The sequence below is a fragment of the Brevibacillus sp. GCM10020057 genome (assembly GCF_042683565.1).
Classification (GTDB): Bacteria; Bacillota; Bacilli; order Brevibacillales; family Brevibacillaceae; genus Brevibacillus.
On record NZ_JBHUJW010000006.1, the window covers coordinates 168,201 to 189,132 of the forward strand.

Below are 20,932 nucleotides of genomic sequence, written 5' to 3' on the forward strand. Positions count from 1 at the left end.
CCATTACCTTAATTGATTCTAGATTGGTTTCGTATGCCTTGACAGACAACGCGGAGATCCATATTAAGAGCAAGTTTTTAGTATTAATAATGAGGAGGATTAGATTTAAATGGAAGATAACAACTTCATCACTGACATAGAATACTTCAACATCCACTTCAAACCAGTGTGCGATCATAAAGGCATTAATGCGAAGAGACTCTTGCAGTTCAAAATTGCTCTTCCATTTTTCTTGCCAGTAAATGAACGTACAATTTTTAGTTTCTTACATGAAGATAATAACAGCAAGGCTCTTATAGCTTTTAACATTGAATCTTTCACTCGTATGGAACAGGTCGTAACCACCTCTTTGGAACATGCTATCACCCTGCCCAAAAGATATTCGTTCGTGGAAGTCGCATACATAACGAGTGAGGAGCATAATTTTGAGAGTGACTGGAAGAGTCAAGTATTTGAAATGGCTTTCAAAAAGCTTAATGACCTCATTGTTAGCTTTTTAATTGTTACTAAGTACAGCAGTATTTACAGAGTTAACTTGGCTATGCTAGAGCCCACAACTCTTATGAGACTCCTGTCTATACCGGATGGAAATGTTTTAAATGAAGCTTTATACATGCTTAATATGAATGTTCCAACTGATGAGAATCTTATTAACGAAGAACAGTCTAGTCTGATCGCATGGTACACACATAACGTAGTAGGTAAAGAAATAAACCCCTTTATTACTGCTGAAGAGCTTATGCTGTCTTCGTTTAGACTACGAGATTCTGGTGCATATAAAGAAGCTGTAATGTTAGCTCAAGCTTCCGTTGAAAGCTTCTTACGTAGCATTCATAAATGCTGCTTAATTGAAGAAGGAAAGTCCGCTCAAGAAATTGAAAATATTCTCGAAGATACACCGTTTATATCACTAATCCGACGAGAACTTCCGCAAAAAATCGGGGGTAATTGGAGCCAAACAAGCGGAGTGATAGCAGATTATCTTGAAAACACATATAAAGTCCGAAATAGAACTGCTCATGGGGGCTTTAATCCTGGATATGACGATACCCAACAAGCGATTATCGCTGCCAATGCTGTCAGACACCATGTATTGAGTATATTAAAAGCTAAACCAAGTTCCTTTCAATTCTTACTTAAGTATTTCGAAAGTCCACGTTTGCCAAAATAGTAACAAATTGTGCATTATTGTTGCTATTAAACAAAATAACTTGCCGTTACAGACAGCGCAGTGTGCAGTTTCATAAGTGACAGATATTTTTTAGTACATATTGATAGTCTAATCACAAAGGGTATATAATTTACTTGTCCTCATTAGTTGTGAAACCTTTCCTATTCGCTAGGATTTTATCCAGCGAAGGACGTTGGTCCACTAATACTAGTGAGGAGGTAGAAAGCCCATGAAACTTGAGATTTCACCAAAAACTCTTGAGTTTTTGTTAGTGGTCTTAATGATGTGGTTTCTACGCTAAAAAGCATCCAACCGGATGCTTTTTATTTTTTTATATGATTTTTTAGTGAATGTCATTTATATCGTCTACTGAATAGTCTTTATATGGATCAAGTATGAAGGGTATGGAAGACAGCCTTCCTTTTTTGCACATATTGTAAAGCATATGACCTACTTCAGTAAAACATCCGATAAGAAAATCAAAAGTAACATAATTGATTGGTTCTCCATTTTTAAAATAGTATGTCTTGCCCTTGAAAAAGATCTGTTCCCCCTCTTTACTGGTATTAAAGTATACTCCATTGTTATGAACAGTGTTTCTAGTACACCTTAGTAAATCAAGGACAGGTTTATACTCTCGTAAATTCAACCGATTTAGGAGAGTTCTATAAACACTTTCAAACTCCGCAGTACCTTTATTACAGGCATTAGGGTCTAATGCTCTTAATATGTTACGAAGTCCACTTTCAATAGATGAGAAGTATATTAGCTGACATGATAACTTTATGAACATAAAGTATTCTTTGGCATAGTGTAGCTTATCTCTTTCCTTAATTCTTATGTTGTTAATCTCCAAATACCAAGAGTCCCTTTTTAAGTTATATTCAAAATGTTGTAGAGATAGAAAGGTGTTACTGAAAACATTACAGCACTTGGCAAATGTTGTTAACCTTGCGTCCATCTCATCAAGTTTGTACCTATCTTTTATATCGTGCAAATATCTGAAATAAGAATCACTTAAAATCTTAAATTCATCAACATACTCCAATATTTTAGAATGTTCGCTCATATTTTAACCACCTTTTTTCAATAGTAAGAGATAACTTTATAGGATATCGTACAATGTTCTATTATTTCTAAGCGATACTTTATCCCTTTATATTATAAAGGGGTCATCGTACTGTATAAACAATGGTTCCGTCATCTGTCTTACCCATGCCATTGCATGTGGAATAGTACCCCCATGAAACTTCGGCGCTTCTACCGCCCACACTTCTTCCCATATGAAATTAGCGGTTTGTTTTTTGATGTCAACAACAAGATATACATCTGTTCCATCAACATATGGCGAAGTGCCAGCCGGTGAACTCATGCCGAGTACAACTCTTACAATATGTGTAGGGGTTCCCTGAGACAAGTAATAATCTCTTGTCTGTACGTCGGTTTGTTCGTCGTAGCCGTTTGCCCCTTTAAGGTTATAAGGCAGAAAGGCTGAGTTCTCGGTATTCTCTTCAAAAGGAATAATAGAAGCGGCTAAAATCCAAACGTTCGTATCTGATTCTATACTGCCGGGTTTCAAGTGGTTATGTTCAAATTCTGCTTTTAGTCGATCCAGAATTAGCTCATTTACTTGTTTCATGAATATTTCGCTCCTTAATCATTCATAAAAGATTTTGGCCCAGCTTTGAAAACTAGCAAAAAGAAGACCCTTTTTGCATCAATGCGAAAAGGGTCTTAGTGATATGTTATTTCCATTACCTCTTTTTAGTGAAAGTTTTTGTTCCTTGAAAGATACTGAATTCTTGCGGTTCAGAATCAAGTTTCGTCGTCACCGTAACTTGTTTGTCTCCGAGTGTAACGGTTCCTTTTCCTGTGATTCCTGAATAACTGTCCATAAAAGTAAAATTCGCTTCACCTTTTTCGTTAAATGTTACCTCGATATCACCCGTATCAGTAAACATAGCCGCGCCGCTCGTTGAGGAGCCTAACGAAATCGTAGCATTGCGTCCGTCCTTAAAAGTAATCGTGATAGCATCACCCGCTCCATCTTCGGTCTGATCATTCCAAGTACCATTAAACTGTGCCAGGTCTTTCATCATATCAGTATCGGCATTGTTTTGACTGGAGTCTGTGCTACTGGGTTCACTAGTTGTTGTAGTACTTGTTGGCTGGCTCACGCCTGTTGTTTCTTTTAAAGGAGCTTCAGCTTCCGTTTGGTTCGTATTAGTGGAACCGGGATTACTGTGGTTATCGCCGCCATTTGACGCTTTTGCGTTTAAGATATCATCTATCGGAATCAGTACATTAAATTGGCTCTTTTGCTTGTCGATGTTAGCCGCCAAGTCATCGATTTTCCTGTTGAATTCAAGTAGCGTACCGGATGGGAAATTGGCTAGTTTCACCATTTCCGAGTATGTACCATAGAGCTCAAATGCTGTCTCATATGCCTTTTTCAGATCGGAAGGTGGATTGTTCACGGATTGCATTGCCTTATCGACTTCTTTTTTTCCGTTGTTAACTTGATCAATTTTCCCCTGTTTCTTGAAAGATTCGGCCTGCAAATTCAAGGCTTCGTTAAAATCATCCGTTGTCTGACCATCAATCTCAACTCCGCCATCTAAGGCTTGTCTCCAAACTTGGTTATACGTTTCAGCCATTTCTTGGGCTTTCTCACTTTCAGTTATGATCAGAGCCATTGCATTTTTTAGTTTCTTGGAATATTCATTTTTACTGTACTGCTGCCATCCCACAAATCCGCCTATTACGACAAGAACAATTAACAAGAAAACGATTAGATTCTTTTTCATAAATATTTCTCTCCGTTCATAGCAGTTTGGGTTCACAAATATTGCAGATTCACCTTCATTAAAGATTGGGGAATATTATTTTCATTTGTTTCATCTTGGCTTGTCCTTGCTTTTGAATAGAGGAAATCTCCTCGGAAAGCGACGCTGCTTCGGCTTTCGTTTTTTCTAACTCCTCTTGAATTTCCTGAATCTCTTGTCTTATTTCCGGGTCAATTTCATCCAACTTTTTAAAATCGCCAGAATCCCAGGTCTTTTTCCACTTCTTCTCCAAAGCGAGAATGTCTTGATGCTTATCCGCAATTTCAATGCATTTCTTATGGTACTGATCCATTTTCTCAAGTAATTGCTCCAGCATTCGTAGAACATCCGATGCACCCAACGCTTCCTTATAGGTTGGGTCAAGTTCGATGGCTTTTGTCACGCTCTTTGCGCTGGAATCAATGGCATCCTGCATGGAGTCGATATACTCTCTGGCCTGTTTGTGGAGAGATTCATTTTTTTCAATGGACTCCTCTCTTCGAACAAGATCACCGTAGGTTAGTATCGGGGAAGATTCGATAGCCTGATTCACTTGTCCATAACTGCTCGTGTTTGATTCCAAGGGATCAAGGTTCACTAGCCCAAGATACAAATGGGCTCGTGCGATGCTTGGGTCTAATTCAACCACCTGCTCAAGCAGACCTTGTGCCTCTTTGTATTTTTCTGCTTCATAAAGCTGAATCGCTTTTTCCAACTTGATTTGCGCAACTTGACGGGAAAGTTCCGCAATCTTGGACTGGGCTTCCTGGTAATTTTTCGTGTCCGCCTTTGCTACCTGTTGAAACGCTGTTAATGCTTCCTCATAATGCTTCACTTCGAGAGCCTTACTACCCTGAGCAAACGAAGCCTGAGAAGCTGCTAACTCTTTTTTTAGTTTTTCTGGATCTGGAGGTATATTCATTACTGCGACTATAAAGATCACAAAACATAGTCCTCCGAGTGCCAAGCACTTTTTCCAAAGGGACCTTCGCTTAATCGCGAAGATCACTGTCCCTATTACACAGAGGATACAGCCGAAAAAACCCGTACTCGCCAAAACATCCCACATGGTTGACAGACTCCTTTTTCTTCCGATTCCATTAGTCAAGTCATAAATAGTAGTTCTTTGCTTTAAAAAGTAACACTATAGATAGTAAATTCTTACTAAATATTATCTATAAATGTTGTTGTGTGGTCAAATAACATCTATCGTGTGTTAAAAACCCAATTTCCCTGCTTTAAGCTGAGTAAGAGGTGGTACGACAATGGACGATCTCTTGCAAAAGCTAGGCGAACAGTTACGTTTTCTGCGCAAAGAAAAAGGATGGAGTCAAGACAAATTGGCTGAACTGTCTGGCCTCCATACGAACTACATTGGACAAATTGAACGCGGTGAAAAGAACCTGACCATCGAAACGCTGTATAAAGTAACAACAGGACTAGGGATCTCATTGGAAGAACTGTTTCAGTCAATTGACCCCAAGCATCGACAAACAGGTTTAACCAAAATTGTTGAACTGCTGTCCCAGCGACCAGTTGAAGATCAGGCGATGGTGCTGCATCTGGTCCAAACCATATTGGAATGGGATGACCGGAAACGAAAGTAAATCCCCCTTCTGCAAGTAAAGAAGGAGGATTTTTTCATTTTTGTCAAAGCAGAAGTAGGATTCTGCCGTTAGCCTGTGAATCGTTAATTAGAATTACGTTAGACATAAGGAGGTCCTACCATGCAAAATCTGTCCCAACAGTATGAACACGTGGTTTGCAAGGAAGATGAATTGATCCGTAACATCCAAACCTGCGAGGAGATTATTACTCTTTTGCTGGACTACATCTACAAACAAAATCTTGACGGAAGTGCAAATACGATGAGTGAGATCATTCAGTCCATACACCAAATGGAGGGGAAAATGCGCGGCGACCTTTTGCAGACACGAATAGAAAAAACTCTTCTCTCCTGCCAGATGAAAAAGTACGCTCCTCCTTCCCTTCATGGTTAATTATTACAAAATGAGAGTAAATCGCTTTGGCGCACTAAACAAATGTACCTTCTCTTTGGACAAAAATAACGACCCTTCCGCTTGCATGGCGGAAGGGTCTACTCCTAAAAAAAGCGTTTGCGATTGTTCGTTGAATGTCATCACAATAGATGTAATCTCTCGTTTCTCATTGATGTGAATCTCTTTGATCATTAAGCGAAGCAACGATTTTTTCTGTTCCAGGGTAGCCAATTGGATTAAGGAATCGAATTGCTGCAGTACGCCCTGGATGTATTCGGCTGTGATTGGCTCATCATTTTCAGAGCCCATCTCATGTTCGATCTCCGCTTTACGTTGGAGCAACGCTTCTGATTCATCTGAAAGTTGATCAAGTCGCGTGACAAACATCTCTCTGTCGATGGCATCCTCTTCATACAAAGAGAAATATTTCTTGCGTTTCTCCTCTATGGCCGCAAGTTTCGTTTCGATTGACTGCCATTCCTGCTTGAGCGGACCAATCGTGCTTGACTTCCGGTGGTTAATCGTTGCCACAAGGTCTTGCAAAATCCGAGGCTCTGATATGACTTCACGGATTCGGTCAAGGACGTACTGCTCGGCATAATCAGCACCCACACTGTTGGCATGACATATTGCCGAACCTTTGTTGCGGAAGTTGCTGCATGAATAGTATCGACGAATGATAAATGTACCATTTTTCAGCCTGTTCTTGGTTCGGTTCGCCACCATTGGCGCTCCGCACTCGGGGCAACGGATGAGTCCGGTGAGAAGGTATTGACCATCAAACACACGGGGATTCACCTTGGACTTTTCGTTGTGAAGCACCTGAACCTTTTCCCACAGTTCTTTCGGAATTATCGGTTCATGTTTGCCTTCTACGATAATGGGATCAGGATTTTTGCCTTTGCGCCGTCTTTCATTCCAGTTCTCAAATCGGTTGTATCTTATAATGCCAGCATAGAGCGGATTGGTCACAATTTCTTTAACGGCGGTCGTACTAAATGGGTTGCCCAGTTTCGTTTTGTGGCCTTCATGATTCAGTTGGTTAGCAATGGCACGCAACCCTTTCCCAGAGGCATACAGTTCAAAAATCTTTCTGACTATGGCGGCTTCTTCCGGTACAATCTCCAAGCTGCTTCCTTTGCTTCGCTTATCACCTGTAGCAAGGCTTCTATATCCGAGCACAAGTCCGCCATTGTAATTGCCTGTTCTCGCTCTTTGCTTCATGCCCATCTTCACATTATCCACAATGGTGTTTCGCTCCAATTCACCAACAGCGGCAAGCATTTGTAGGGCAAACTTGCCCATGGCAGTTTCCGTTTCAAAGTTCTCGGTGAAACTGCGGAACGCAACTTTGTATTTGCTGAAGTGATCCACCATCTTCAACAGGTCGATGGTTTTTCGGGCAAGACGATTCATCTTCCACACGATTACCTCGTCAATTTCACCTGTTTCAACATCTCGAAGCAAGCGTTGCAGTTCATAACGTCCTTCAATTGACTTGCCGGATACGCCCCGATCAACATACTCGCCATAAACGGTCTTGCCGTACATTTTGCAGTAATTTCGCAAGGTGTCCAGTTGAGCATCTATGCTATAACCGTGTTCTGCCTGTTCCTCTGTACTTACACGTGCATATATGGCGACACGAACAGTTTTGTGTTCCATTTGCTTCTCCTTTCTACGCTGATACGTCACGTTGCTTGCGCAAAGCCTCCCCGAAATCTATGGTTACGCTCTCCAATTCCCTCTGTGCATTGATCGTAATTTGGTCAACCAATACACGTAACAAGGAGTTTTTTTGATCTGGGGAGGCAACACTCAGAACCTTTTTCCATTGATTGAGAGCAGCCAGAATGGTTGGCAGCGGAACAAGTTCTCTTTCTTGCGCCTCGATTTCTTGGATGATTTCCTGCTTTTTTTGCATGAGAGCCTGGATCTGATCCTTTAGCTCTCTCAGTCGTTCCACCAAATCACGTTGCTCCATGCCATCCTGTTCAAACAAAACAAGGTATTTCTGTCTCCGCTGTTGAAGCTGTTCCAAGTCTTTTTCTATTCGCTCCAACTCTAGCTGCAATGGAATAATTCGTTCCCGTTGTTTACTGTTTGCATGCTCTACAATATCCTGAACCAACACAGGGTTGGAAAGAAAGTGTCCAACTTGGCACCAGACTACTTTCTCCACTTTTTCAGCCGGTATGCTGTTTGGCTTGCAGACTGTTCGGCCTTTGTTGGTGTAATTACTGCATACATAGTAGTGGTACAATCGCATGCTCCCATTTTTGTTCCGTTTTCTTATGTGATGGGCAATCATTCCACTTCCGCATAAGGGGCATTTCAAGATGCCTGTCAATGGATAGCTACGTTTTACAATTTTTTTGACCGACCTGGGAGCAGAAGCATATTGTTGTTGCACGTGCTCCCATAACTCGGTCGAAATAATTGCTTCATGTTGGCCATCAACGACTACACTCTGGCCATCCAATGCGGTGTAACGAACCTTGCCAAAATACACGGGATTCAGAAGTATGTCCCGTACAATCGCAATCGAGAAAGGTTTGCCCTTCTTGGTAGTGAATCCTTCCCGATTCAACTGATTGACAATGGCTCTCAATCCTTTGCCACAGGCATAAAGCTGAAAAATATGCCGGATTAAACTGGCTTCTCCTTCGTGTACACAAAAGCGAGTCTCTCCCGTGTCATCTGGCACAAGTTCGTAACCCAGGATTGGCGTATTGCAGTAAATACCTGCCTTTGCACGTTGCTGCATCCCCATTCTCGTGTTTTCGATAATCGTATTTCTCTCAAACTCTGCTGTTGCGCCTAGCATTTGCAAGATAAATTTGCCGATCGGGGTCTGGCTGTCAAAACTTTCGCTAAGGGAATGGAGCGTGCAGTCATATTCGTGCAAGGTTTGGACGATCTCCATCAAATCCACAACATTTCGGGCCATGCGATTCACTTTCCAGATCAGCACTTCCCGAAAGCGCTGCTGTTTTGCGTCCCGCAGTAGACTCTGCAAGGCTTTTCTGCCGTGAACCGACTTGCCTGATACCCCACCATCCACGTACTCTCTGAAAATCGTTTTATGATGGGCCTGACAATGTTGGCGAAGGAGTTCAAGTTGCGCTTCTATACTATAGCCATGCTCCGCCTGTTCTTCCGTACTGACTCGGACGTAGATGGCAACACTGTTCTGATCTGGCATGACCCCAACACTCCATCAGGCGATAATCTTATAGTCGTAGGTGCCAAGCAATTGTGCGGTCAATTCGCGATCCATTTCGTCGTCGGCCTCACGATCCAGCTTCTGGAGAAAGAAACTCCAATCGGGGCGTGGAGTCTTTGGCATTTTGTCCTTTGCTTCAAGTTTGCTGGCATGATTCAAAATCATGTCAGAGAGGATATCAAGCATCAGTGAATAACGCTGGTTCGCAGTTTGCGCATGAGTGATCACAAGAAAAACTCCTTTCGGTATCAATCCCCCTTCCGTACCTTCCACTTTCAGAAGGGGGACATGGCACTTTAAACAATTGGTGTAAACGGTGTGTCTGTTATAAACTTGTCGGAACAAAGCACCTGGAGAATAACTGGCAGTATAATCAAGACAATGCGGAGAATTTTACACAACATCTTCTCACCACCTTAGTACTCATGCGGGTACAGCATGGTGCAGTAATCACCGCTGTCGATGACCCAGATGGTGGTTTGTATAGGGCGTTCAACGGACTTGAATGTAATCGTTTCTTGGTGATAAGGCTGCTCCTGCCGGTTACACACTTTTTGTACTGCTCGTCCCTCTTGTACTTCAACGAACAGTTCAAACGCCTGTAAATAATCCATTGTATCGCCGCGATTTTTGCGAACATCGATAATACTCCATAGCAATTGTTGAATATCTTGTCCCACTTCGTCGTGCACACCCTTGGTAACGTAGCGTTTCGAGGAAAACATTTTATATGACTACCCCCTGCTCCTTGAAGCTGTAATAGGTCCCTGCTCCGATAATTACGTGATCAAGCACTTGAATGCCGAGAGCCGTACCCGCATCTACAATTCGCTGGGTTACCTCACGATCTTCGTAGGAAGGGGTTGGGTCGCCCGATGGGTGATTGTGCACAAGAACAACGGAACTGGACAAGAGGCGAACAGCAGGAGAAAAGATTTCTCTCGGCGTAATTACCGTTGCATCTACTGTCCCTTGCGTGATCGTCTCTAGATGCATCAACCTGTTTTTGGTGTTAAAGTATAGCACCCGAAATTGTTCCACCCGCAACAATTGCATGTCTGATACTAGGTCCATGATGTCTCTGGGTGATCGGACAAAAATTTTGGATTTCTGTTCACCCTGGATGATTCGGGCTACCAACTCGGCTATTGCCTTCAACTGGATCGCCTTAGCCTTACCGATGCCAGGAATCCGTTCAAGCTCTAATTGATGGGAGTAGAGAAGTACTTCTTTTAGGTTGCCGTACCGGCTAAGCAAGTGCTGGGCGGATGTTTCGGAAACAATGGATGCGAGCAACTGGTCGTCGGGCATTTGACTGTAGCAGAGATTAGAGGAGGACTTTCTGCAAAGTGTCATGACTTCTCCCCCCTCCCATCTTGTTCTGCCATTTCTCGCAGCCATGTTTCCGTTTCAGCGTCATGGATACCAACCAATGTGTAGAACAACATCATAAAGTCATTGTTGTAAAGTACTCCGATCCGGTAGAGTGGCTGATTCCCTGTCGTGACCAGTTCCACAAACTCCGGCGTGGATTGGCGCAAGCCATCCGTGAGCCCGACTGGCTGCAAATTGTGGTCACCTGCTTCGATCACAACCATGTAGCCATCTCTTTCAAGAGACCAGCCCTCTAATGGTTGATCACATCCGAGAGCGTGGTAGAGTCCGAGAAACTCTTCTTCCAGGTAGTTCATGTAGTCAAGTGGTAGTACATTGGCTTGACGCAGCATTGTTACGTCAGCCGCTGTCATGATAATTCTCAAGGAAATCCCTCCTGTACAGGTGTTGACAACAGATTCAAGGAAATATTAAATATCTGAAAATTTAGATAATACGTTTTCTCCTTTTCCTCTGTTGAATCAGGATGGGAGAACCGTACCCAGCCCCTAAAAATAGTGGAGACACCCACCTATTGTTCGGCGATTGGGCACTAGATTTTCCTTGATACTTTATCGAGAACTCCCATTGCGCCCCCAATTCCCCCCTGCCTTGCTGTAGACAGGGAGATTATTTTGTCAGAGAGGGGGGGCTTTTTTATTGTATTTATCATTTTATTGGGGGCTTTGGGGGCGAAATTGCTAGAAGTCCTTGCCTCCCATGGAGAAGTTAGCGCCCCCTGACCCGAGTGTTGAGGGGGTATTGCCCCATTATTCCACTTCGAAGATTTGTTGGATTTCAGGTGACTGGTGACTGGGAATGGGTCTTTGTCTCCCTCTATTAGCTGTTCGCCTACCTGCTTCTTCGCCTCGAATGTGTTCAGCCTTGACCCAAAGCAATCTGGGACGATTATTGGTCCCCACCCTCTTTTTGATTAGTCGGCGGGTTCTCACTTTTCCGTCTGTTTCCTCTTCCTCTACACGTATGATTCCTTGCCGCTCCAACTGTTGCCAGAGAGTGCTAGATGTTACTGGGAGATGCTCTCCCTGTCTAGCCAGAAAGCTGGAAACCGTATTGTAGATCACATCAGGAAGGAAATAGTAGTAGTCTTTGTCATGCCAGCCTACCAGTGTGCTATTAGACGATACGAGTGAGAGGTCATCAGTCCTTGCTTCAGTCGGCAGAGTATGGATGGATTTGTTTGCCAGAAGTTCAGAGATTACACTGAGGAAGCGGGTGCTTGGCATGACATCCGATACTCGCTCTCCCTGTTGCTCAGATAGGGAAAGGAGCACTTTCCATCCCTCGTCCAACAAACGATCTTTCTCTGCTGTTTCTACCGCACCAATACTGCTCGCGTACTCTAAAGCAAAGTGGAGACCCAGAAAGAGCCATGCTGCCGCTTCAGCCAATCTTCCATGCTGCTGGCTTGGAAGCGCCGAATCCCTTTTTTCTTGGAATAGAGTATATAATTCATTTTTAGGTGTTTCTTCCATGGTTGTCGCCAGCCATTCCAGGTACCCGCGCATAGCCTGTCCCAACAGATTCGATTGGGACTGACCTTCGCTTAATTTCACTAAATCTAACTCACCCGGTCGAAGTTCTGTTTTGACATAACGGGCGTTACTCGATTGCCCGCTAATTAGGTCTTCACCTGTTATAAGTGCCAATCCCCGTGGGGGATAATCTCTGCGTAAGGATGTGTCTTGTCTCATTCGCCCCCGGCTGACTCGATCTCCGTAGGTACGCATCAATTGTTGGGCTGTCTGCTCCATTTTCTTTGCGTCCTGTGGGTTGGCCGAAGGATGATAGTCATCGATCAGCAAAACAGAATCCTTGCAATCAAACGTCCTTTTTTCCATCGAATTCATTGAATCCTTGAAATTAAGCGGAGGCGTTTTTGGCGTAAACGATCCAAAGTGACACAGAAAAAGTGCCGCCAATGATGATTTTCTCGCACCCGATTCCCCATGTAGCCAAAGGATGAAGGCTGGTTCTAAATCCACAGAACGTAGCCATTCACACAATGGGGCAAGGAACATCAGGGCAAACAAAGGCAAAGTGACCTTCTTAGGTGCAAGATCCAACAAACTGAGGCTGGCTTTCATGGCTGCTATAGGATCGTCCACATTTTCAGGCAACTTGTACCTACGGAGCCGGTCGTCGACTTCAACCTTTACATTACTTGGGCCAACACATCCTCCAGCATGGAGATAGCACCATTGTCCGTCAATCCTACGCCAACCTAAGTGGGTATACACATTTTCATGCTGAAGATCCTGAGAAAACGTCTGAATGGCATGCCGAACCTGATCTTTTGCCAAATGACCTGGTTCTATATTGGGAGCCAATCCCCATTGATGTAGCCAAGTCAAGCCAGGAAAATCAGCAGCAGGGACAAGAATGGGGTTGAGTTCTTGCTGTGTTTTTATAATGATTCCTTCCATTTGATAGTGCATCTGCCGCTCCACCCCGTCATCTTTGCAAACTATCCTTGTCGCTTTCACCATAAAGTTGGCCAATGGTGTATATTTAGGGAATCCGTCCTTCTTGTAAGAAACCCCACATAGGTTGCCTTGCTGATCTATGTGGTATTTCGTATTTTTTACAAGCTGCACCCACTTCTCCATCCCTTGAGAATCTGGTTTTTTTGAGTTTTGCATGATGAACTGAGCTGGACTGTTTGTGATTTCATTTTGCTCATTGGTACGAATTTTACCGAAACAACGCTGTATCTGAGATTCATCACAACCAAAGGTTGAGCAACGTGTCGGTCCGTACGTCCCATTGCTTGAACACTTTAGTTCTTCTATCCGGCTGGAACTACGTTTATCATGTTTGGTGGATGCTTTTGAAAAATGTAGAGCTTGTTCAGCATATCCAGCTTTGACAAGCAACGACACCCAGCGAAACCACTCTTCTTCAGACAAACCGTTCCCGTTTTGCACCTGCACTGCCTGCCGAAACATGGGACACTTTTCTGACAAGGTTTGAATTACGTCAATTTTGGCTTGATCCTGTTGCCCAATTGGTTTTTTGGCTGCCGTTTGTTTTTTCGACATCTTCTGAATCATCCACTCAGGTGCTTCGGCACATTCTAGGTCCCACGGAGCTCTGCCTTCCACCCATTCATAGATCCCTCCGTTCTGATGAATGGAAGGCGGGATAACGGTTTGTTGACCTTCTCCAAGCAAAGCGCACTCTTCATGATAATTGTTGCGATCTGCTTCGGAATGTTTAGTCAAAGTAACCCCTTCTGGGATAGCATAAAGCAACCTGCGCCCACCGCCTGGGGTCGTAAACTCCCATGTAGGGGGCAAATTACCTTGACTCCAATCTTCCAGTGTAAGTTCCCCGAATTCGCCGTCTACATCGACAGCAACCAAACCGGAGACGCTGCCTAAAATCAGACCAATGTTTGCTTTTGGCCAGTATCGGTACCATTTTTCTATCTCTTCTAGGAAAGGAACTTCTCGCTGTGACCAGCCTTTTAGTAGTGGCGTTTTTCCTGGTTTAATGCAAACGCTTAGGTGATGCTCACTCATCCCTTCATGGTTATGCGGGCAAAGTGGGATGATGGGAAAGTTGTTTTCGGCATACCAAATGGCGTATGACTTAATAGATGTATCGTAGTCTTGAGTTGAAGCAGAATTTCCTTCACTATTATCAGCTAAGTTGTTTACAAGATCGGTGTTATCCATTACTATCCCTCTTTATTGCATTTTTTGCGATGACTTGGGCAAAGTGGCTACAGCCACTTTGCCGACCATAAATGCCATTTTATCTAGTTACATGAGGAGTTACTTTTAAGGACATCTGAAGCCCAAGCATTTTGCAAACCTGATTCTGGAAAAAGACGGTGTCACGGAAATAAGCCAACTCTTCATCAGTACTAGCGTCCGTAACCATAAGTAAGCTACAATCTTCAATAATGATTCCGTCTATCTGCATAAGGAACAATTTTACATTGTCTTCAATTTCATTAATTTCTTTAGCAGTAAAGCACTCTATGTTGATATGAAGCGGTAATGCCCAACTTACAATTATTTCAGAATCAGAAATAGTAACATTACTTGTGCAATGGTCAGTAATGTTAAATAGTTCCCATAAAAGCTGTTGTATCATACAATCTTTTTCAATGGGGTCCGTAACTTTAGCAAAACGTATCCCATTGAAGCCTGTAATAACAACTTGTATTTCTTGCAAAAAAGTACCCTGCTGATAACGAACATGCTCATACATGAAGTTGAAAGTGTCTTTAATTTCATTGCGAGTATCGATGAAAGTTACGTTGTGTTTCATATATTTTTCATTCCTTCCGTTTAATGATTGTGGTTTATCGTACTTGGCCGGATTTTTCATTACATATAGTGCGATCAGGCGGCAAACAGGGATTTACCCCTTTGCCATATTCGATCTTGCTATCTCTTAACTTTATTGGGTAACCGGTGCTTCTCGTGTTTACTCCTCTTCAAGAGGCATACTAATTTGGTCGATGAGAAACTCAAGTTGGAAATTTGAAACTTGTAAATCTGTCAATCTGGTAACAACCTTCGGACCAAAAAAGCTGTTGGCTATATAGGCAACATCGTCGATTGTTACGACGAACGGACCTTCTTCAGCCTCGCATCCAATAATGAGTTGACCATCTACACTCTTTATCCCGGTAATTCCAGTTGTTGATTGCTTAATTTTCTCAATCAGGCGCTCACGTTCATTTTCTTCATGAGGGTCCTGTACAATAACGTTATAATACGGCATAAAAAACGAGAACTCGTCGATATACTCAAAACCCAAGCCAAAGTGAAATTTTGCTCTATGACTACCAAGTAGAACATTGATAATATTTTCTGTGGCCTGCACACCATGCTGTTTAAGAAGAACTCTGAGTTTCATTGTAGATTTCACTCCTTTTTATTTGCTGGCGGGATTATACGATCTTGCTAGCTAACAATTACACACTGGTATCAAGTCGAGAGAGTATTGTCGTGCAAACCAGTTCTTCTTGAAGCCCTTATTGATCTGATCTACAAACCGATCAACCTCATCCTGTGTGTGAAACGTAATCGGCTTCGGCAATACCCATTCGGCTTGTACACCTCTGGATGTAAGGCTAACCCGATTTGGTCTCGGCTTCAGTTTTTTTACATCTTTTAGCATCCGGTGACAGATGTAAGCCTGAACTATTTTCGGATCCTCACGTTGGAGCAATCCCGGTTCAAATCGAACATTTCCTTCATGGAACGTAGCCTTGTAGCCTACAAAAGACATCGACATAAATTTCACCTCCCTGCCTATTTTTCCAAATGATCTCTACTCAATCTAATTTTCCACAAGCGGTTAATGCTTGTTGGTTAGATTATGTCAGTATCTGAGATACGCCAACGAGGACAGATTTTAAAAAATCTGTCCTAAAACAAGAAACAACCATCCTTCTAATCAAGAAAGATGGTTCCAGATACATTCTCTACTTATTATTTTATGCGATCTCTTACTTCGACAATATGGTTTAGCCACTTACGAACAACATTCTGATCAAAGTCTTCCGCAATTATGACCCTTTGTACGTATGGTAATTTCGCTAATTCGTTTATCGCTAACTCTAAGCCATGTTGAATATTATGAATATGTACAAAGAACTGGTACATAATTACTTCATCGAGAACGAATAAGAATTGTTGACGGAAATCCTCATCTAAGTCCTGTTCTTTGACTTTAATTTCTGTATAGGTTGCTATGGAATCAAAAAAATCGATTATATCTATAATGGCGATTTCATCAATTTTATTTCGAAGAAGTTTTGATGCAAACCCATCAACCTTATTTAGTTCTAATAAGAATGCTGCAAGATACGGCTCGTAAATCGAATCAACTGCGAAATGCCCGTTTTCATCCTTTACTTGTTCTGGGTCTATTCCCAATATTGAAAGTAGATCTTCAAATCTTCTTACAAAAGTTTTTGCACTTGTCCCCTTGGCAAATTGGTAGCTTTCATTTCTCCCTTCAAGAAAGTCTTTTTCGATGTTATTAGCAATTGAAGAAATTGTGACAGTACCTTTAGTACGACGTTTTACTGGAGTTTTAGATTTACTTCTTGAGCTTAGTTTGTTGACGAATTCACTAAAAAAATCGTATGGAGTTGAATAAGCCATTAATAAGCGTCCTAGTATGTGCTCATCATTTATTAACCTTTCTTTCATGTAATCTTGAAATTCCTCAAATATGTTACTTGTTTCAGGATGTTTCTCAAAAGACTCTTGATTATTTGGCATGCTTAGCCTCCAAATCCATCAATTTATATAGAAAATTATCCGTCACTTATGATACGGTTCCCCCCGACTAATCCGAAACGCCCGATAAACCTGCTCCAGCAGCACCAGCCGCACCAGCTGATGCGGAAACGTCATCTTGGAAAACGACAACAACGCATCCGCCCGCTTCAGCACCGTGTCGGCCAGGCCGAGCGACCCGCCGATCACAAATGCCACCTGGCTCTTGCCGTGCAGGGCCAGCCTGTCCAGCTCTGCGGACAGCTTTTCCGAGGACCACATCTGGCCCTCGATGGCCAGGGCGATGACGTACTGGTCCTGCTTGATCTGGGCGAGGATGCGCTCGCCTTCCTTGCGTTTTACCTGCTCCATCTCGGCTGCGCTCATTTCCTCCGGCGCTTTTTCGTCGCTTACCTCCACGATCTGCAGCTTGCAATAGGCGGAGAGGCGTTTGCTGTACTCCTCGATGCCTTCGCGCAAATATTTTTCCTTTAGCTTCCCTACCGAAACGATCGAAATCTGCACATCTCTACAATCCCTTCTCTTTCAGCAATGCGATCTTCGCAGGAGCGCCGCATGCCCGGCAGCGCTTGTCCAGTCCGTCGGCGTCAAGCAGCTCGGCCTGGTGCGTATCTGGCGCTGCCTCGAAGTCGTTTACGTAGTCGTCCAGTTCCTCTTCCACATGCTCCATGCAAGCAAAGCGCACGGGAAAACCCGGGTCGAGCAACACGTCCTTGCCTTCGATATTGACGCGATCCAGTTTTACTTCCAGTCCTTGATCCAGTTTTTGTTCCATCTTTTCTACCTCTTTTCCGGTCCATACATGATATCGCTCTATATTCTACCCCAGTTCGCGGCGAAAACAAACCGCCATCCCCTGCCCGCCGCGACTGCATCATCGTTGCCATCTGCTTCCGTTGCTCTGACATGCAGAGAGAGTTCCCACAAGTTCCATCAAAAGATTGAAGGCTTTACAACACATGATGGAAAATATGTTCCTTGCTGCAAAGCAAAGCCCTTGCGCTCACAAATCGAACCAAAACGCATGTTGCAGCAGCCGAAGCGCCGCCACACAGCTCCTACGAAAAACCCGCAGCATACCTCTGCAAAATTTCATCCCCGCAGTAAGGAACGGATCTGAAAGGAATGGAATGCAATGGAAAGGAACGAATCTGAATGGATTGGAACCAGAATTGAATTGAAAGGAACCGGATACCAAAAAACAGGCTGAAGCGGAGAGGGACTTGGCAGATGCCCCCTTCTCCTTCCCTTTCCCCCTCCCCACACCGCGCATGCAAAAAAAGAGCGCCGATTTCTCGGCGCTATCAAGAAGGGATCTATTATAAAAATAGATAGAGGGGAACTAGGAACTGCATTTATGCAAACGGGACAAACTGCATCCCGGAATTGCCCGTCATAGGTACTGCCATACTGCTGTTGTGTTATTCATCCAGCGATTCCAGCGCACGCTGGTCGCATCGCATGATTACTCAGGTGCTTTGGTCAGTTTTACCGTGGCTGTTTTCTTGAAGCCGTCGCGGTAGTAGGTGACCTGGACCGAATCGCCCGGCTTTTTGTTCAGGGTCAGGAATTTGCGCAGCTGGGCACCTGTGTCGATGTCCTTGCCATCCATCTGGACGATGACGTCGTACTGTTTCAATCCTGCCACGCCGGCTGGCGAGAACTTGCCGACTTCGTTTTGGATCACGACGCCTGCCTGTACGTCATCAGGCAGATTCAAGGTTTCCTTCCAGTGGTAGCGCGGCACGTTCGTCAAGTCGTACGGTTGTACGCCCAGGTACGCGCGCTCCAGTTTTCCTTTTTCCATCAGCTCGTTGACGATCTTTTTGACGTCGTTGATCGGGAGGGCAAAGCCCAAGCCTTCGACCCCTGCTTTGGAGATCTTCAGCGTATTGATTCCAATGACCTGCCCCTGGATGTTGACGAGGGCGCCGCCGCTGTTACCCGGGTTGATCGCCGCGTCTGTTTGCAGCACATCCAGCTCCCAGTCGTCTTGACCGTTTTCATCCAGGTCCATCGGCATCGAGCGTTCCAGCGAGCTGATGATCCCTTGCGTTACGGTGCGGGAGAACTTCATCCCGAGCGGGTTCCCGATGGCAATCGCCGGTTCGCCCACCTGCAAGGTTGAGGAGTCGCCCAGCTCGGCTACGGTCGAGACTTTGGAGCCGTCGATCTCCAGTACGGCCAGGTCGGCGTACATATCGGCACCCAAAACCTTCGCCTCTACTTTTTCACCTGTCGGCAAAGCCACTTCCAGCTTTTGCGCCTGGTCGATGACGTGGTAGTTGGTGATGATGTGTGCCTTGCCGCCTTTTTTCTCGAAAATGACGCCAGAGCCTTCACCCTGCTCCACATCTTGTGCGCCGCTCATCCAGTTGCTGCGCGTACGGCCGATGTTGATGACACCGACGACGGCGTTTTCTACTTTTTTCACGGCTTCTACGGTGCCTGTCTCGACCTTCACCGAGACCGGTGTCGCAAACAGGCTTTCTGCCGGGTTGCTTGCCGAACTGCTGATCGCATTCTGCGTGCTTGGCTTCACCATATTGATATAACCGGCATTGGAGAGAGTCGGCAGCGTGAGCAGAACGACCATTCCCCCTATCACCGCAGAAGTAACAGACGTCATGATTGTACGTCCCACACCCGCCCCACGTCGATTTTTCCGCTCCACGTGAGTCAAATCATCATAAAACCCCATGATTTAATCTCTCCTTCCTCTATAGCTTCTAGGGTGGCAGATTTTTTGCACTCCTATACTTGGTTGGACAATTTGGAATTGTTACTGTCAGCCCTTCATTCTTTTGGGGCTTCCCTTTTGACACTTTCAGTATACGTTCTGTTTTCGGCAAAATCGCGTGAGAAATAAGGAAAGGTTGTGGAATATACGAAGGCCCCCGGAATATTTCACCGCGGGCCCGGATATGATAGATTAAAAGCTTCCCGAAAGGAATGATAGAGCGTGAAAGAAGTGAATCTGATCGCCAAGCTGGCCGACCTGCAGGAAGTAGACTACCACAATACGCTCGTCCTGCATGCCGTTATCGAGCTGTTGGTAGCCAAGGGCTTCTTCACCCGCGAAGAGCTTTCCGACAAAATGACTGCGCTGGACACGGAGCTGACGTTTCATATTGATACGTACGCCAAACTGACGGAAACCGCCGGCAACCCGCCGCTCCAGATCAGACCGATCCTATAGTTCCTCCAGCTTCGTCGGGCGATCCGGGTACGTGTCGCGCAACTGGACATCGTCACCTACGACCAACCCCTTCTCCTCCAGAATGTTCTTCACGGTCAGTCTCGCCAGATCGATCATGTTGTTCTCTTTGCTCAAGTGCGCCAAATAGACGCGTTCGGCTCTGCCGCCGAGACAGTCGATCAGGGCCTCTCCTGCCGATTCGTTGGACAAGTGCCCCACATCGCTCAAAATACGCCGCTTGATGCTCCACGGGTACTGGGACATGCGCAGCAGCTCCACGTCGTGATTGGACTCGAAGACATACGCATCCGCACCGCGAATCGTCTCCTTGATCTTGTCGCTGACATAGCCCAGATCGGTAGCGACACTTAGCTTTTTGTTTCCCTGGTAAAAGCAAAAGCCCATCGGCTCTGCGGCATCATGGGAAATCCCGAAGGACTCGATTCCCAAATCTTCCAGTTCCTGCTTTTCTCCGACCGCAAACAAACGCCGCTGATCTTCCTTGATGGTCCCGATCTGCCCGTCCAGCTCGTTCCACGTCTTGGCATTCGCATAGATCGGCATGCCGTAGCGACGGGCCATAACCCCGACACCCTTGATATGATCGACGTGCTCATGCGTGACGAGGATCGCGCTAAGGTCTGACGGGTTCACCCCGATGCTCTGCAGCGCCGCCTCTGCCTGTTTTCCCGTAATCCCTACATCGACCAAGACGGAGACACGGTCAGTCGCCACGTAGATGGCATTGCCCGTGCTTCCGCTCGCCAGTACACTAAATCTCACCAAACATCCCTCTCCCCGTAACTTCCCTCGCTGTCTTTCGCTTCCGCTGCGCGATCCGTTTCCC

The 20,932-nt window shown here is 44.7% G+C and carries 22 protein-coding genes; 4 read left to right on the forward strand and 18 right to left on the reverse strand.

The window, feature by feature from the left end:
- Positions 1 to 109 precede the first annotated feature (109 nt).
- Positions 110 to 1,171, forward strand: coding sequence for a hypothetical protein (locus ACFSO0_RS02530; protein ID WP_376875882.1), 1,062 nt, complete (start codon positions 110 to 112; stop codon positions 1,169 to 1,171).
- Between the two features lie 343 nt (positions 1,172 to 1,514).
- On the opposite strand, the gene ACFSO0_RS02535 is transcribed toward ACFSO0_RS02530, so the two are convergent.
- The 4 genes from ACFSO0_RS02535 to ACFSO0_RS02550 all read right to left on the reverse strand — a co-directional run bounded on the left by ACFSO0_RS02535 (position 1,515) and on the right by ACFSO0_RS02550 (position 4,939).
- Positions 1,515 to 2,240, reverse strand: coding sequence for a hypothetical protein (locus ACFSO0_RS02535; protein WP_376875885.1), 726 nt, complete (start codon positions 2,238 to 2,240; stop codon positions 1,515 to 1,517).
- Between the two features lie 87 nt (positions 2,241 to 2,327).
- On the reverse strand, positions 2,328 to 2,810 hold the full coding sequence (locus ACFSO0_RS02540; protein WP_376875888.1) for a hypothetical protein: 483 nt from the start codon (positions 2,808 to 2,810) through the stop codon (positions 2,328 to 2,330).
- A gap of 115 nt (positions 2,811 to 2,925) precedes the next feature.
- Positions 2,926 to 3,978, reverse strand: a complete 1,053-nt coding sequence (locus ACFSO0_RS02545) for a hypothetical protein (RefSeq protein WP_376875890.1) — start codon at positions 3,976 to 3,978, stop codon at positions 2,926 to 2,928.
- Between the two features lie 58 nt (positions 3,979 to 4,036).
- Positions 4,037 to 4,939 carry a tetratricopeptide repeat protein gene (locus tag ACFSO0_RS02550; RefSeq protein ID WP_376875893.1) on the reverse strand — a complete coding sequence of 301 codons (903 nt, stop codon included), beginning with the start codon at positions 4,937 to 4,939 and terminating at the stop codon, positions 4,037 to 4,039.
- Positions 4,940 to 5,261: 322 nt separating this feature from the next.
- Here ACFSO0_RS02550 and ACFSO0_RS02555 point away from each other — a divergent pair, with 322 nt between their 5' ends.
- Entirely contained in the window at positions 5,262 to 5,603 is a 342-nt protein-coding gene (locus tag ACFSO0_RS02555) for a helix-turn-helix domain-containing protein (RefSeq protein ID WP_376875896.1), read from the forward strand.
- A 120-nt stretch (positions 5,604 to 5,723) separates the two neighbouring features.
- Entirely contained in the window at positions 5,724 to 5,996 is a 273-nt protein-coding gene (locus ACFSO0_RS02560) for a hypothetical protein (RefSeq protein WP_376875899.1), read from the forward strand.
- A 3-nt stretch (positions 5,997 to 5,999) separates the two neighbouring features.
- On the opposite strand, the gene ACFSO0_RS02565 is transcribed toward ACFSO0_RS02560, so the two are convergent.
- The 13 genes from ACFSO0_RS02565 to ACFSO0_RS02625 form a co-directional block, all read right to left on the reverse strand.
- Complete coding sequence (locus tag ACFSO0_RS02565; protein ID WP_376875902.1) at positions 6,000 to 7,661, reverse strand: recombinase family protein; 1,662 nt, start codon at positions 7,659 to 7,661, stop codon at positions 6,000 to 6,002.
- Between the two features lie 13 nt (positions 7,662 to 7,674).
- Positions 7,675 to 9,201: a recombinase family protein gene (locus tag ACFSO0_RS02570; protein WP_376875905.1), complete on the reverse strand. Its 1,527-nt coding sequence runs from the start codon at positions 9,199 to 9,201 to the stop codon at positions 7,675 to 7,677.
- 15 nt (positions 9,202 to 9,216) lie between these two features.
- Entirely contained in the window at positions 9,217 to 9,450 is a 234-nt protein-coding gene (locus ACFSO0_RS02575) for a hypothetical protein (RefSeq protein ID WP_376875908.1), read from the reverse strand.
- A 188-nt stretch (positions 9,451 to 9,638) separates the two neighbouring features.
- Positions 9,639 to 9,947, reverse strand: coding sequence for a DUF960 family protein (locus ACFSO0_RS02580; RefSeq protein WP_376875911.1), 309 nt, complete (start codon positions 9,945 to 9,947; stop codon positions 9,639 to 9,641).
- A gap of 1 nt (position 9,948) precedes the next feature.
- Positions 9,949 to 10,578 carry a RadC family protein gene (radC, locus tag ACFSO0_RS02585; protein WP_376875914.1) on the reverse strand — a complete coding sequence of 210 codons (630 nt, stop codon included), beginning with the start codon at positions 10,576 to 10,578 and terminating at the stop codon, positions 9,949 to 9,951.
- Positions 10,575 to 10,982, reverse strand: coding sequence for a hypothetical protein (locus ACFSO0_RS02590; protein ID WP_376875917.1), 408 nt, complete (start codon positions 10,980 to 10,982; stop codon positions 10,575 to 10,577). Before ACFSO0_RS02590 ends, radC begins: the two co-directional genes overlap by 4 nt.
- A gap of 384 nt (positions 10,983 to 11,366) precedes the next feature.
- Positions 11,367 to 14,297 (reverse strand): bifunctional DNA primase/polymerase, encoded by a 2,931-nt coding sequence (locus tag ACFSO0_RS02595; RefSeq protein WP_376875920.1) that lies wholly within the window; start codon positions 14,295 to 14,297, stop codon positions 11,367 to 11,369.
- A 79-nt stretch (positions 14,298 to 14,376) separates the two neighbouring features.
- Entirely contained in the window at positions 14,377 to 14,898 is a 522-nt protein-coding gene (locus tag ACFSO0_RS02600; RefSeq protein ID WP_376875923.1) for a hypothetical protein, read from the reverse strand.
- A 159-nt stretch (positions 14,899 to 15,057) separates the two neighbouring features.
- The gene (locus ACFSO0_RS02605; RefSeq protein WP_376875926.1) at positions 15,058 to 15,492 is read right to left on the reverse strand and encodes a hypothetical protein; all 435 of its coding nucleotides are present in this window, start codon (positions 15,490 to 15,492) and stop codon (positions 15,058 to 15,060) included.
- A 578-nt stretch (positions 15,493 to 16,070) separates the two neighbouring features.
- Entirely contained in the window at positions 16,071 to 16,868 is a 798-nt protein-coding gene (locus ACFSO0_RS02610) for a hypothetical protein (protein WP_376875929.1), read from the reverse strand.
- Positions 16,869 to 16,910: 42 nt separating this feature from the next.
- Positions 16,911 to 17,390, reverse strand: coding sequence for a 23S rRNA (pseudouridine(1915)-N(3))-methyltransferase RlmH (gene rlmH, locus ACFSO0_RS02615; RefSeq protein ID WP_376875932.1), 480 nt, complete (start codon positions 17,388 to 17,390; stop codon positions 16,911 to 16,913).
- 4 nt (positions 17,391 to 17,394) lie between these two features.
- Positions 17,395 to 17,661, reverse strand: a complete 267-nt coding sequence (locus ACFSO0_RS02620; RefSeq protein WP_376875935.1) for a CxxH/CxxC protein — start codon at positions 17,659 to 17,661, stop codon at positions 17,395 to 17,397.
- Positions 17,662 to 18,351: 690 nt separating this feature from the next.
- On the reverse strand, positions 18,352 to 19,587 hold the full coding sequence (locus ACFSO0_RS02625) for a S1C family serine protease (protein WP_376875938.1): 1,236 nt from the start codon (positions 19,585 to 19,587) through the stop codon (positions 18,352 to 18,354).
- Between the two features lie 261 nt (positions 19,588 to 19,848).
- Between ACFSO0_RS02625 and ACFSO0_RS02630 the strand changes: the two genes are divergently transcribed.
- Entirely contained in the window at positions 19,849 to 20,085 is a 237-nt protein-coding gene (locus tag ACFSO0_RS02630; RefSeq protein ID WP_376875941.1) for a hypothetical protein, read from the forward strand.
- Here ACFSO0_RS02630 and ACFSO0_RS02635 read toward each other — a convergent pair.
- The gene (locus tag ACFSO0_RS02635; protein ID WP_376875944.1) at positions 20,080 to 20,868 is read right to left on the reverse strand and encodes an MBL fold metallo-hydrolase; all 789 of its coding nucleotides are present in this window, start codon (positions 20,866 to 20,868) and stop codon (positions 20,080 to 20,082) included. The genes ACFSO0_RS02630 and ACFSO0_RS02635 overlap by 6 nt on opposite strands.
- Positions 20,869 to 20,932 lie beyond the last annotated feature (64 nt).